Annotated in this window: 13 protein-coding genes; 3 read left to right on the forward strand and 10 right to left on the reverse strand. The window is 61.7% G+C overall.

What is annotated here, in order from left to right; all coding sequences use genetic code 11:
- Nucleotides 1-35: 35 nt before the first annotated feature.
- The 8 genes from trbJ to NKH42_RS11985 form a co-directional block, all read right to left on the reverse strand.
- Entirely contained in the window at nt 36-761 is a 726-nt protein-coding gene (gene trbJ, locus NKH42_RS11945; protein WP_352691358.1) for a P-type conjugative transfer protein TrbJ, read from the reverse strand.
- The gene (gene trbE, locus NKH42_RS11950) at nt 758-3,208 is read right to left on the reverse strand and encodes a conjugal transfer protein TrbE (RefSeq protein WP_352974100.1); all 2,451 of its coding nucleotides are present in this window, start codon (nt 3,206-3,208) and stop codon (nt 758-760) included. The genes trbJ and trbE overlap by 4 nt, the downstream gene beginning before the upstream one ends.
- A complete protein-coding gene (locus NKH42_RS11955) occupies nt 3,202-3,474 on the reverse strand; it encodes a VirB3 family type IV secretion system protein (protein WP_352571685.1) in 273 nt (90 codons plus the stop codon). The genes trbE and NKH42_RS11955 overlap by 7 nt, the downstream gene beginning before the upstream one ends.
- Nucleotides 3,474-3,782 carry a TrbC/VirB2 family type IV secretion system protein gene (locus NKH42_RS11960; protein ID WP_352974101.1) on the reverse strand — a complete coding sequence of 103 codons (309 nt, stop codon included), beginning with the start codon at nt 3,780-3,782 and terminating at the stop codon, nt 3,474-3,476. Before NKH42_RS11960 ends, NKH42_RS11955 begins: the two co-directional genes overlap by 1 nt.
- Nucleotides 3,783-3,793: 11 nt before the next feature.
- Nucleotides 3,794-4,762, reverse strand: coding sequence for a P-type conjugative transfer ATPase TrbB (gene trbB / locus NKH42_RS11965; protein WP_352637535.1), 969 nt, complete (start codon nt 4,760-4,762; stop codon nt 3,794-3,796).
- On the reverse strand, nt 4,759-5,172 hold the full coding sequence (locus tag NKH42_RS11970) for a CopG family transcriptional regulator (protein WP_352541492.1): 414 nt from the start codon (nt 5,170-5,172) through the stop codon (nt 4,759-4,761). The genes trbB and NKH42_RS11970 overlap by 4 nt, the downstream gene beginning before the upstream one ends.
- A 120-nt stretch (nt 5,173-5,292) precedes the next feature.
- On the reverse strand, nt 5,293-7,320 hold the full coding sequence (locus tag NKH42_RS11975) for a conjugal transfer protein TraG (protein ID WP_352974102.1): 2,028 nt from the start codon (nt 7,318-7,320) through the stop codon (nt 5,293-5,295).
- Between the two features lie 973 nt (nt 7,321-8,293).
- A complete protein-coding gene (locus NKH42_RS11985) occupies nt 8,294-8,527 on the reverse strand; it encodes a hypothetical protein (RefSeq protein WP_352637533.1) in 234 nt (77 codons plus the stop codon).
- Nucleotides 8,528-8,800: 273 nt separating this feature from the next.
- Here NKH42_RS11985 and NKH42_RS11990 point away from each other — a divergent pair, with 273 nt between their 5' ends.
- Complete coding sequence (locus NKH42_RS11990; RefSeq protein ID WP_023722567.1) at nt 8,801-9,019, forward strand: KTSC domain-containing protein; 219 nt, start codon at nt 8,801-8,803, stop codon at nt 9,017-9,019.
- Nucleotides 9,020-9,510: 491 nt separating this feature from the next.
- Here the strand turns inward: NKH42_RS11990 and NKH42_RS11995 are convergent, their stop codons facing one another.
- Nucleotides 9,511-9,813, reverse strand: a complete 303-nt coding sequence (locus tag NKH42_RS11995; protein ID WP_352974103.1) for a hypothetical protein — start codon at nt 9,811-9,813, stop codon at nt 9,511-9,513.
- 176 nt (nt 9,814-9,989) lie between these two features.
- Here NKH42_RS11995 and NKH42_RS12000 point away from each other — a divergent pair, with 176 nt between their 5' ends.
- A complete protein-coding gene (locus tag NKH42_RS12000) occupies nt 9,990-10,355 on the forward strand; it encodes a hypothetical protein (RefSeq protein WP_352637594.1) in 366 nt (121 codons plus the stop codon).
- A 666-nt stretch (nt 10,356-11,021) separates the two neighbouring features.
- Here NKH42_RS12000 and NKH42_RS12005 read toward each other — a convergent pair.
- Nucleotides 11,022-11,879 carry an alpha/beta fold hydrolase gene (locus tag NKH42_RS12005; protein ID WP_352974105.1) on the reverse strand — a complete coding sequence of 286 codons (858 nt, stop codon included), beginning with the start codon at nt 11,877-11,879 and terminating at the stop codon, nt 11,022-11,024.
- A gap of 253 nt (nt 11,880-12,132) precedes the next feature.
- Between NKH42_RS12005 and NKH42_RS12010 the strand changes: the two genes are divergently transcribed.
- The gene (locus tag NKH42_RS12010) at nt 12,133-13,182 is read left to right on the forward strand and encodes a YihY/virulence factor BrkB family protein (RefSeq protein WP_352467848.1); all 1,050 of its coding nucleotides are present in this window, start codon (nt 12,133-12,135) and stop codon (nt 13,180-13,182) included.
- Nucleotides 13,183-13,290: the final 108 nt, after the last annotated feature.

Raw genomic sequence — 13,290 nt, forward strand, 5'->3', positions numbered from 1 at the left:
TCGCCGCCTTCCTCGTTGTCTTGAAGAACTGCTGATCAGTTGCCGGGATAGGCCGTACCGGTGCCCAGGAAACGCTTCGTCGTCTCGCGGGCGGCTTCCTCGGACTGCGCCTTGCGGGCAGCATCTTCGGCTTCAGCCCGGAACTGGGTCGCGAGCAGCGTCTGGATCTGGATCTGCTGCTTGGTCGAAAGCGCGATCAGCTGATTGGTGGCCTGGCTTGCCTCAAGGGCACCTGCCGCGCCCTGACTGCGGTTGACGAGATCGGTAAGCAGGTCGCCGTCGGCCCGCACGTTCTCCACGATCTGCGACTGCGCGCTCATGGTTTGGCGGAACGCCTGCATGGCGTTTTGCCAGCGCTCGCGCGCGGCGCTCGCCACATCGCTGACCTTGATTGTGGCGTCGTAGCTTTCCGGATATTGCACACGCCACTGGTTCTGAAGCTTGTCGAGATCGAAGCTCAGGCCGCTGGCCTGGGTCATCAGGCCGTCGATCCGTTGGAGCGAACCTGTGAGCTGGCCGACGGAAGAAAAATCCAAGCGCTGAAGATTCCGCGCCATGTTCTGCAGCATCGTCGCCTGGTTCTGAAGCGACTGGATCTGGTTGTTTATCTGCTCCAGGGAACGTGCCGCTGTCAGCACGTTCTGCGTATAATTTGACGGATCGAACACGATCAGGGCGTGGGCCGGCTGGACGTAGTCGGCCATCGGTTTTGCGATTAGGGAAACGGTGATCAGGCTGGTGAGAAGGCGGCGCCGCATCATGACGATTGCTCCTTGTCTGGTTGAGGGAATTGCTGGAGAAGCTCGGCAGCCCAATCGAGGCCGCGCGCACTCAAGAACCGGAAGGCAAAGCTGTCCTGCCCGTGCTCTGACAGGACGTTGTCGATCAAAGCTTGCGTGGCCGGATCAGAGGCGCCGCAGAGCGCAAGAGCGATCGGGCCGAGCCCGAGCTCGAAGAGGCGGTTGCCGCGGCGCGACTGCACATAATACTGGCGCTTCGGTGTGGCACGGGCGACCAATTCGATCTGCCGCTCGTTCAGACCAAATCGCTCATAAGCCACCCGCGCCTGCGGTTCCACGGCACGGTCATTGGGGAGAAAAATGCGCTGTGGGCAGCTCTCGATGATCGCCGGCGCGATGGAAGAGCCCGCGATGTCGGCAAGCGACTGCGTGGCAAAGATCACCGACACGTTCTTCTTTCGCAGCACCTTCAGCCATTCACGGATGCGGGCGGCAAAGAGAGGGTTGTCGAGATAGACCCAGGCCTCGTCGAGCATCAGCAGCGTCGGCCGTCCGTCGAACCGCTCCTCGAGACGATGGAACAGATAGGTGAGCACCGGGAGCACAGCGCCTTGGCTGTGCATCAGCTCTTCGGTCTCGAAACACTGCACATCCGACAAAGCCAGCCGATCTTCATCGGCATCGAGCAGCCGGCCGAAGGGACCGTCGAGCGTGTAGGGCATCAACGCGGCCTTGAGCCCATTGGACTGAAGCAGAACCGACAGGCCCGTCAGCGTGCGTTCCTGCACCGGCGCAGTGGCAAGGCTGATGAGTGCCGACCAGATCGCCTCCTTTACCTCCGGCGTAACGCTGACATTCTCATGGGCAACGAGGCCGGCGATCCATTCCGCCGCCCAGCTGCGAGTAGCCTGGTCGCCGATATTGCTCAGTGGCTGGAAGGCAAGCGCACCATCCGCGCCCAGCGCGTGGTGTTCTCCGCCCATGGCCAGTGTTGCCGCACGAGCCGAATTGCCCTTGTCGAAGACATAGACCTGCGCCCCGGCATAGCGTCGAAACTGCAGAGCGACTAGCGCGAGCAGAACCGACTTGCCGGCACCGGTCGGCCCAACGACCAGCATGTGGCCGACATCGCCGACGTGGGTGGAAAGCCGAAACGGTGTCGACCCGTTGGTCTCTGCGAAGAGAAGCGGCGGGGATTCGGTCCCAGTCACGTTGGCGAGATGCTCGTTATCCACCGGACCGGCCCACGCCGACGACAGCGGCATGACATGGGCAAGATTCAGCGTGTGAACGAGCGGCTGGCGAACGTTAGCGTAGACATGACCGGGCAATGAGCCGAGCCACGCCTCGACCGCATTGATGCTTTCACGGATTGTGGTGAAGCCGAGCCCATTGACTATGCGCTCAACCGCTCGGAGCTTTTCCGCGGCGGCCTGCCGGTCCTGGTCCCATACCGTCACCGTTGTGGTGAGATAGCCGAAGCCGACATGATCGCCGCCCAACACCTGAAGTGCTTCGTCGGCATCGAGGGCCTTGTTGTCGGCGTCACTATCGACGAGAGGGACGGGTTCGTTGGTCACGACCTCGCGCAGGATGGCGGCGACCGATTTGCGCTTGGCAAACCACTGACGGCGCAACCGTGACATCGTCTTGGTGGCTTCCGTCTTGTCGAGCGGGATGAAGCGCGTCATCCAGCGATAGGCGAAATCCTGATGGTTGAGCGCGTCGAGGATCCCTGGCCGGGTGACGTTCGGGAAACCAAGGATGGTGAGGGTGCACAGATGCTGCTCACCCAGCATCGGCTCCAGGCCGCCGGTAAGCGGCGCGTCAACCAGAACACCGTCGAGATACATTGGCGTTTCCGGCATGGCGACCGGATGGCGGTAGGTCGAGATTGTGCCGTGCAGATAGGTTAGCGTCTCGGCATCATCGAGGGCGCGCACTTCCGGCATGAAGCCGGACAGCAAATCCAGGACGCGGTCGGTCTCGCCGCGAAACCACGCCAGCTCCTGGCGCCAGTCTCTAGCCCCTCCCGAGTGATGCGAGTCGACCAGTGCGCTTTCCGCCCGCGCCTGGCCATCTGGCGCCGGCATGAAGACCAAGGTCAGATGATAGCGACTCTCGAAGTGCGCGACCTTGCCCTCGAAGGCCGCGCGCCGTTCCTCATCGACCAGCCATGAGGCAGCATCGGGAAAAGCCGAGCTCGGATAGCCCAGCGCTTCCAGGCGCTCGGCCTCGAAAAACAACCCCCATCCGGAGCCCAACCTTCGTAGCGCATTGTTGGCTCGTGCGCAGATGCCAACCAACTCGGCTTCGGTCGCGCTTTCGAGGTCGGGGCCACGGAACCGGAAGGTTCGCTGGAAGCTACTGTCTTTATTGAGCACGATGCCGGGCGCGACCAAAGCGGCCCAGGGCAGATGGTCGGCAAGCCGATCGGCTTTGCCGCGATACTCCGAAAGGTTCAGCATGCAAGCCACCCCTTCAGGCGAAGATGACGGACAAGCACGCTGGCGAAGTCCGGATCGCGGCGAGCGGCAAAGACCGCGAGGGTGTGGCCGGCGATCCAGAGCGCCAGTCCGGCGATCCACTGCTGCAGGCCAAGGCCTATTGCCGCGGCCACCGTGCCGTTGAGGATCGCGACCGCTCGCGGCGCGCCGCCCAGCAGGATCGGCTCAGTCAATGCCCTGTGAACGGGGACTTCGAAACCCTCGACATGCTGCTCTCCGGTGGCCATCAGACGAGTGCCCCGCCGCCGAAGGAGAAGAAGGAGAGAAAGAAGCTCGATGCCGCGAAGGCGATCGACAGGCCGAAGACAATCTGGATCAGCCGGCGAAAACCGCCTGCCGTGTCACCGAAAGCAAGGGTCAGGCCGGTGGTGACGATGATGATCACCGCGACGATCTTGGCGACCGGTCCCTGCACCGACTCAAGGATCTGCTGCAGCGGCTGTTCCCAAGGCATGCCGGAGCCCGCTGCGTGGGCCGGGAGGGTGAGAAGAAACGCGAGCGCGGTGGACGAAAGGAAGCGAAGCTTCTTGAGCATGAGGTGACCTTTCAAAACTGCTGGAGTTGCGGAAGCGTGAGCGGGGTGACGGCGTAATCACCGCTGCTGTCGAGACCGGTGACCTCAGCGATCGCGTCAATGCGGCGCGAGGATCCGCGCCCAGCGATGAAGACGATCAGATCTACCGCATCAGCGATGAGGCGGCGGGGAACGGTGACGACGGCTTCCTGGGCGAGCTGCTCGATACGGTAGAGAGCGGAGCGCGCCGAATTGGCGTGAACCGTCGCGATGCCGCCGGGATGCCCGGTGTTCCATGCTTTCAGCATGTCCAGGGCTTCCGCGCCCCTGACTTCGCCCACGATGATGCGGTCGGGTCTGAGCCGCAGGGTCGAGCGCACGAGATCGGCGAGCGTGACCGACCCCCGCCTCGTCCTCAAGGCAACGCAATCCTTCGCCGCGCATTGCAGTTCGCGCGTGTCCTCGATCAGGATCACCCGCTCGTCGCAATTGGCGGCTTGTGCCAGCAGCGCATTGGCAAGTGTTGTCTTGCCCGACGACGTGCCGCCGGCGACCAGGATGTTGCGCCGCTCGCGGACCGCCTTCTTCAGCGCATCGGCCTGCAGCGGCAGCATGACCCGGTCGGCGACATAGTCGGCCAACGTGTAGAGTTTCGCCGCAGGCTTTCGGATGGCGAAGCATGGCCCCAGCACGACAGGCGGCAGCAGACCCTCGAAGCGCTCGCCCGATGGCAATTCGGCGCTGACAATCGGATTGTCAGCATGCGCCTCGGCGCGCACGTGGGAGGCGACCAGGCGGATGATGCGTTCGGCCTCAGAAGGATGCATGTGCACGCCGGTGTCGACCCGGCCTTCACCCAACCGGTCGAGCCGCAGCGCACCGTCGGGATTGACCATCACCTCAATGACGGTCGGATCGGCAAGGGCTTCGGTGATCGCCGGACCCATGGCGGTGCGCAGCATGACGCGACGGCGATGGTCGGCTTCCGGATGAGAACTCATCCTTCCCCTCCCCTGCGATCGTCGGTGCCAAGTGACCGTTTCCCGGAAGCGATTTGGCGGCCGACCTGTTCGACGAATTTGTCGAAGCGCTCCTGGGCAATCGCTTGCGTGGCCCTGTCCGGCACCGGCGTGTGAGCATGAAGCGTGATCGAAAAGCGGATGAAGAGCGCCAGGCTCTCCAGGATCATCTCGACATCGCGCCTGACATGTCCGAGGTCGCGGGAAAGACGGTCGAGCCTCTTGCCGTAGCGCTGGTCGAGTTCATTCTCCCCACGCCGCTCGATAAAGGTCTCGACCGCGTGCGCCACAATGGCCGATTTGGTGGTCGATGGATTGCGGCTGAGGTTCTCCAGCTTCTCGCTCAACTCGGGTTCAAGCAAAAACTGGTGACGAATGCGGTGGGGCTTCATGCTGCTCGTTCCCTCTGACCGGCGCTGATGCACCGGCGACGGGAACGAGCATCGTCGAGATCCTCGAAATCGCTTACGGCCGTTATCTACGCTGAGATGCGCCCGCGTATGGCGCGCCGTTCAGAAGCCGGGCACGATGTCCTTGTCGTCGCCCATTCCCTCGTTGAGGCCGTACGCACGTGCGGCGGTGGAAATCCGATCCATGACGCGCTTGTCGGCGAGCGTCTCGCAGTCATCGTCTGCGGGCGTGAACAGATCGCCCTGATCAGGCTCCTGGACGACGAGGGTCCGTTCTTCGCGCAGGCCCGGATGGCGCTGCTGCTGGACACCTCCGTCTTCGATTGCCGCGCCGGCACTGTCGCCGTCGCCAGCAAGACGCCGATCCACGCCGCGCACCTGTCCGCTCCAATCGTCCGGGCGCGACGTGGGCCGATCCGCGTAGGCACCGTCGCGCAGCACCGGCGAAGGCAGCACTCGCTCCGTGAAATTCGGATCCTGGTAATAACGCAACTTCTTGGCGCGAATCGGCGGCAATCCCGAAACCAGGATTAGTTCGTCAGCCTGCGGCAACTGCATCACCTCACCCGGCGTCAGCAGGGGGCGAGCAGTCTCTTGGCGGCTTACCATGACGTGGGACAACCAGGGCGCCAACCGATGGCCGGCATAGTTGCGCATCGATCTGAGTTCCGTCGCGGTACCGAGCGCGTCCGAAATGCGTTTGGCCGTGCGCTCGTCATTTGAGGAAAAGGCAATCCGCACATGGCAATTGTCGAGAATGGCGTTGTTCTCGCCATAGGCCTTGGAGATTTGGTTCAACGATTGCGCTATCAGATAAGCGCGGATGCCGTAGCCTGCCATGAAGGCGAGCGCAGTCTCGAAGAAGTCGAGCCGACCGAGCGCCGGAAATTCATCCAGCATCATCAGGAGCTGATGCTTGCGGCTCTTCTTTGGATCGCCCTCCAGGCGCTCGGTCAGCCGCCGGCCGATTTGATTGAGCACCAATCGCACCAGGGGCTTAGTGCGCGAGATATCCGACGGCGGCACGACCAGATACAGCGACATCGGTCGCTCGGCATCCACAAGGTCGGCAATGCGCCAGTCGCAGGCCGATGTTGCCGCAGCCACCGTTGGATCACGATAGAGCCCGAGAAACGACATGGCGGTCGAGAGAACGCCTGAGCGCTCGTTCTCTGACTTGTTCAGCACCTCACGAGCCGCCGAGGCCACGACCGGATGGACCTGGGGCTTGTCCACCGTGCCGAGGTGGTTTGTGGTCATCATCCGCTGCAGTGTCGCAGCGAATGAGCGTTGCGGGTCCGACAGGAAGGTGGCGACACGGGCGAGTGTCTTTTCCTCTTCGGCGTAGAGCACGTGCAAGATGGCGCCAACTAGGAGTGAATGACTGGTCTTCTCCCAATGGTTCCGCCGCTCCAGCGCGCCTTCCGGATCAACGAGAATGTCGGCGATGTTCTGAACGTCGCGGACCTCATCTGGACCTTTGCGCACTTCCAGCAGCGGGTTGTACCGCGCCGATCTCGGATCGGTCGGATTGAACAAGAGACAGTGCGAGAACTTCGACCTCCAGCCAGAGGTCAGCTGCCAGTTCTCGCCTTTGATGTCGTGAATGACGGCCGAGCCGGTCCAGGAAAGAAGGGTTGGAACAACGAGTCCGACGCCCTTGCCCGAACGTGTCGGCGCAAAGGCCATGACGTGTTCTGGTCCGTCATGGCGCAGATAGCGATAATTCAGTCCGCCAAGGAAAACGCCGGCCGGCTGAAACAGCCCCGCCTTCTCGATTTCCAGCTTCATGGCCCATCGTGAGGACCCATAGGTGGTGACCAACCCCCGCTGCCGTGCGCGCCAGAGGGACCCAGCTATCGCGGCGGCACAGCCCAGGAACCCGCTGGCTCCGGCAAGTATGCCAGCCTTGTCGAAGACTTCAGGCGCATAGGCGTCAAATTGGAACCACCATTCGAACAGTTTCCACGGCTGGTAGATCGGCCAGCCGACTGTCACAAACCATGGCGCGCCGAGTGGCGGCTGATAGGAGAGCATGTGGGCGCACCATTGGGTTGCAGTCCACACGCCAAGAATGACAATTGCGAATACGACAGCGATCTGCCCAATCAGCAACTTCGTGGGTGTCAATGGCTTGCTCCGCTCTTCTGGCCAGACGGACCAAACATCGCGCCGAGCGATGAGAATTCGAACGGCCGCTACGTGCGACTAGGTGCGATGACAAGGTTGATAGGCATTGTTCAGCTGCGAACAGCGAAAATCCGCCGCAGCAACCGATCGGCGGTGCCAGGTACGCGGTTTGGTCGCAGAAGATGTTGGGGCTTCAGGCGCGGGCACATTGAAGATGTGCTGACAGACAAACCTTTGGAGCCGACGCGTTTGTACGAGTAGCGAGCTGAAAGGCTCGGCGAGAAGTCGTCGTTCTCAATCGGGCGACGGGGGATACATCGGCGAAGACGGCATAAGGCAGGATGGGCCAGACCGAGCCGACGGCAAGGTCGTAGCCAAGGCCTTGGAGCGCATAGCGCCTGGCCGGGAGGCCGCCGCCAGTCAGGCTTACGCGGCGCGTCGTTGAGCGAGGTGGAGACCCGAACGGGCTCGACGAGGGTCCACGGCGGTCACAATGTTGTGGTGGTGATCGCAGTAGACGCGATCCGGCGAAGTTGGCCCAGCACAAAAACGATAACCGCCAGGTACAGAAGCGTCTTCGCTCACCGGGAAGCGGCACTGATAGAGGCCTAGCTGAATGAGGGGGACGTCTCTCGAAGTTGGTCTGATATTTTCAGGCATGATGGTTTCCTAGTTCGTAGCAATTACCAGCTGACGGCCGCAGTGCGACCCGTCGGGACGAGCTTCTCTCGTTTTGGAGGGCTATGGGTCACCATATGGTGTTGGTAGCACCATCAATGAAGCCCTACGCCCTGCTTCTGAAGCCAATAGTTTGCGACTTAAGGCCACACGCGCGAACGCATTAGCAATCTACCATCGTGTCCCCGAGGCACTCGCCCGCCGCGGTTTGCCGGCGGCGGGGTCGCACTGGCTTGTGGGGCCCTAGGCCCACTCGCGGCGCTCGCACTCGATTTCGGTGCGGGTTTCCCGTGTCTCATCGCCCTGTCAGCGCGTTGCAAATGAGCGAAACCAAGCTGTCGCGCGCTCGCTCGTGGAGTGCGCCTTTCGGCCGCCATGCAAGGAAATCATCAACGCTCATCCAATCAGCCGGGTTTGTGTCGGCGTCTGGCTGGCTGAATTCCACATACAAATGCAGTTCGTCCGGCACGAAGACGACCCTCCATAATCCTTTGATGTCATTGGCAAGGTTGTAGGCGAGGACGGTCATGGCGGGGCACTCCTTTCGCCGTGGAGCGTGCCTATCTCACGGGAAAATTCCATCACCAGAATTTAGTATTGACGCTCGCGCTTTCTCAGAAATCCAACGTCCGCGTGATGCCGAAAGGTGCAGCTAGCTTTTTGTGTATCTCGATTGGGAACACGGGACCGCCGCGAAAGTTCGGTGCACGCAGCAAATCCTCCCCTCCAGGTATTGCTGCAGATCGGTATCCCGATCGGCCCGCGCTCCCCGCAAGGGCGCGGGCCTCGGCCTGTGGTGCTCATGCCATCTACTTCGATCCGCAAGATGGAATATGATCTGGATAGAAGGACCCTCTCGGTGTGGTTCGTCGCCAGCGGTAAACGGTACGAGTTTGAGGGGGTACCGCCGGAAACCTTTGCCGCGTTCCGGGCCGCGTTCGCCAAGGGCCGCTATTTCAACGACCACATCCGCAACAATTTCCGCTACCGTCTGGTTGCGAGCGATAGCGACCCGGGATGACCTGACCTGCCGGCGGCTCAATCGTCCTGTCGCTCCAACCGGCGGTTGGTGGACGCGTTGCCGCTGTTGCGCTTAGGGTTGGTTACGGTCCGCGCTCACTTGGCAAGCCCACCCCCCCGCATCCCCCCGCCTGGTGCAAAGCGTTTGATCGGTCCCGCCGTTCTGGCAGTGCGGCGGGACTTTTTTGCGGTCCAGGTGGAGCATCGGCGCGCGGGGAAGGCGCGGTGCACGCAGCACCCTTTTCTCATCCAACGTACGTCGGTGGCGCGCTGAAGGGTCTCAACGTCGGTCTGCCGCCGGAGCTCAACTAGCTGGACTATTGCTCGACCGCAAGCGGCTCGTGCTGCGGCTCAGCGTGGTGGAAGACCTGTCCAAGATCGCGCGCGTCGAACGTTTGGCCGCAGACTGGGCAGTAGACCAAGTGCTTCGACTCGTCCTCTACCGGCCCGTCATGCGGCCTGCCCTCATAGCCTGTCGCGATGTTGTCGGTTCTAATCCGGGGCAACGACAAGTGCCTTTCGTCGTTTTGGCGGCCGATATTTCTCCAATAGCCGGACCTTGTCACGGTCGACCGTGACCAGCGGCCCGAGGTCGATCGTCACGGTGTCCTCGTCGATGCGCGTGACCTCGCCTTTCAGGTCGATTTGCTGGCCTCGGTTCACCTTGGTGTGGTCGATGATGGAATGTGGGAAATCGTAACCTGGGATCGAGACGCTTACGCGGTCCTCTGTTATCCGCCTTCGAACCGTGGCAGTAATCGACACCTGGTCACCAATGCCTATTCCCCGAGCCATGCCATGGATTCTGGTGCGGGCAGTGTCTTCTTCAAGAGGCTTCTAATATACGCCGGCCATCCTAAGGCTGACCTACGACCAGAGTTACAAAAGTTGAACTTCATCGGGGAACACTCCTTCTGTCTGCCTGTTCAATTTGCCAGGCGCATCCCGCGCATTCAGACAGGAGAAAGAAGATGAAACGCATCCTTTTGGCTTCGGCCGTGCTGGCGGTGTCGGCGGGGCTTTCCTTTGCCCAGACGACCAGCGGAACTTCGAGCGGAACTTCGAGCGGAACCTCGACGAGCGGAACCTCGACCACGACAACCATGCCCAGTACGACGGATCAGGGCACCGGCACGACGAGCAGCGGGACCAACATGTCCGGCGATCAGGGCACCGACACGAACACCACCAGCGGCATCACAAATCCGAACTCGGCCAGAGACTGCGCGCCCGGCCAGCAGACTGGCAGCGCTCAGCAGGCTGCGCCAGGTCAGCAGGACACGACAGCCAACACCGCCGCGCCAGGCCAGGTGAAAAAGACCGACGAAGGTTGCTGATTGGCACATCGGCACAGGTTGGAATCACCAGCGTGTGGCTGGCCAGTCTCCCCCGACCATCGCCTGAACTCAACTCGGCTGGCGAGCAAGTTCCCGCCAGCTCAACGCTCTGATGCTGAAAATACTGGACCAGATCTATGCGGTCTCACCGTTAGCGCCAGCGAAGCGATGACACCGGGGCGGGACAGGCGAGGCCGCTACAGCTCCAGGCTTGCGCACGGCGTCGACGACTTCGCGCATCGAGTCGAGGACGAGCTGCCGACGATCCGCATGCGGATCAGCAACTCAGGGTCGATCGAGGGACGGCCGATCGGGCAGGCCGCACCATAATACCCAAGCGGAAAGGCCACGCCCACGCCTGGACACTGCCAGTGTATATCGGCGGGCTGCTTGCCAATGAGCTCTAGTGATGTCGAGCGCCCGCTGCGCCGATATGAGCGTGGAGGCCATGAACAGGCGTATCAAAGGCGGGGGTCCGTCGCCTCTCCTTGCTGGCGGCGGGCTCCGCAAAGCGCGGTGTTGGTCGGAGACAATAGAACCTTATACCGCAATCCAACTTAGCTAGTTGTAATGTCCCCTCCTCTTTTGCAGCAGCCAGGAATGCCCTGCAGGCCTCCTCCGGCTCCATCTGACGCTGCCCCCAGTTTCTATCCATTTTTGAGTTCCTCAGCCCTCCAGGAACGCCAGAAGCGCCGCATTCACCGCGTTGCTCTCTTCGCGTTGAACCCAATGCGTCCCTTTCTCGAAAGTCTGCACGCGGCCATCGTCGCAAAGGGCGAGACTGCGCTTGGCCAGCCCGGATTCCAGAGCCTGGTCCTGCATCCCCCACATAACAAGAGTGGGCGTCGTGATCCGCTCCTTCAAGCTCGGGCGAAAGGGCAAGGCGCGATACCAGTTGAGCATGTTGGTCAGCGCCCCCGGCCGCTCCCAAGCCTGCCGACATTCTGCAATCTCCTCTTCTTCGAAGGCGCCTTCCCGGCTGGATGTCCTAAGTGCTCGTGCGAGCAAGGCGGAGCGCCGCGCACCCAAAACGGCTTCGGGCAGCAATGGGATCTGGAAGAAAACCACGTAACTGCTCCGCAGAAACTGCGTCGGAGATCGCAGGGCATGGGTAAACACAACGTCGGGATGGGGCGCATTCAGGATGACGAGCTTGTCCAGGCGATGAGGCAACTTTGCCCCGGCGGCCCAAGCGACGATGCCGCCCCAGTCATGTCCGACGAGGTGAAACCTTCCGATGCCGAGCGCGTCGGCCAGGGCGAATACATCGCCGAGCAGCTTGGGGAGCGTGTACTCGCTGATACCCTCTGGCTTGTCGCTGGTGTTGTAGCCCCTCTGGTCGGGAACGATGACCCGATATCCGGCGGAAGCGAGCGTACCGATCTGCCGTCTCCACCCGATCCAGAAGTCGGGGAAGCCGTGCAGGAGCATGACCGGCTTACCCAGAGCAGGCCCGGCCTGAACGACGTGAAGCCGAATGCTTCCGGCGTTGACGAATTGATGTTCAGGCGCCAGCGAGATCATGGCTGGTAACGTGGGTGTCGTTAAAGTGATCCAGCGCAATGAGGATTTAGATCAGGCTGCGTCGTCCCGACAACATGCACGCTCAGCCGTCGCATCCCCCGCCAGATGAGCATGGGAGCCGAAGGGCCAAGTGGGGATGGCGCAGGTGTTGCTGCAGGCGGCGGATGTTTATTTGTAAGCGCAGGTCTGCACCTGCATCCTTTGGCGCTATTATACGTTTGCCCCGCGAAGAAGATGCTCCGGACCGGCGGCCATGTCGAAGAAAACAACCGAGGACGCTTACGAAGGTCAAGTGCAACTTGAGCGGCGGGCCGAACGGGAGAGCCGCGGACGCAATGCCGAATGGCCGTCAGAGATTCCCAGCCGCGGCTGGAAGGACGTGCTGTGGCGGGTCTTTGCTGAGGTAACCGAGGACCGTGTTATGCTGATCGCGGCGGGGGCTGCATTCTATCTGCTTCTTGCCCTCTTTCCAGCGCTTGCCGCGTTCGTGTCCATCTATGGTTTCGTCGCCGATCCTCAGACCATCGCTGAGCACATTGCGTTCCTTGGCGGCGTACTGCCTTCGGGAGGTCTGGATATTATCAGATCTCAGCTTGCGTCCTTGGCCGCTCAGAAGGCTGGCGCGCTCAGCTTCGGCTTCATCTTCGGCCTTGCCGTCGCACTGTGGAGCGCCAGTAACGGCATAAAGACGCTATTCGAAGCCATGAACATCGCCTACGAGGAGAGTGAAAAGCGCGGCTTCATCCACCTGAATCTCCTGGCCTTGGGCTTCACACTTGGCGCCATCCTCATTGGTATCGGCTTTATCATCTCGGTGGGGATTGTGCCGGCCGTGCTTGCGCTGCTGAACCTCGGCGGCTGGACCGAAGCCCTTGTGCGGATCTTTCGGTGGCCGATGATGCTGATCATGGTGGGCGTCGGGATCACGCTGATTTACCGCTACGGACCCAGCCGGGAAAGGGCAAAGTGGCAATGGGCGACATGGGGCGCCTTCCTCGCCGCTGTGGTCTGGATCGCAGTCTCGATAGGCTTCTCCTATTATCTTGAAAACTTCGCCAACTACAACGCCACGTATGGAGCTCTTGGGGCAGTCATCGGCTTGATGATGTGGACTTGGATTTCTGTGATTATCCTGGTTGTAGGTGCGGAGCTGAATTCCGAGATGGAGCATCAGACAGCGATGGACACCACCACAGGTGCGCAGCAGCCGATGGGTGCGCGAGGTGCCACGGTTGCCGACACGCTGGGCGGATCGGCCGATGCCGCCGACCAGCAGTCGCGTTTTGACGAGCGCAACGAGTAGCGCGCAGATCACTTTGGACGCCATGGTCAAGCGGCTGTAACCAACGCCGCGGCGCGTAGCCCAGAACGGCTCAAGGCGCTGGTCGCCCGGCTTGCCCAGGTGACTGGC

Origin of the sequence: Mesorhizobium sp. M1142, assembly GCF_040318565.1 — a bacterium.
Lineage (GTDB): Bacteria > Pseudomonadota > Alphaproteobacteria > Rhizobiales > Rhizobiaceae > Mesorhizobium.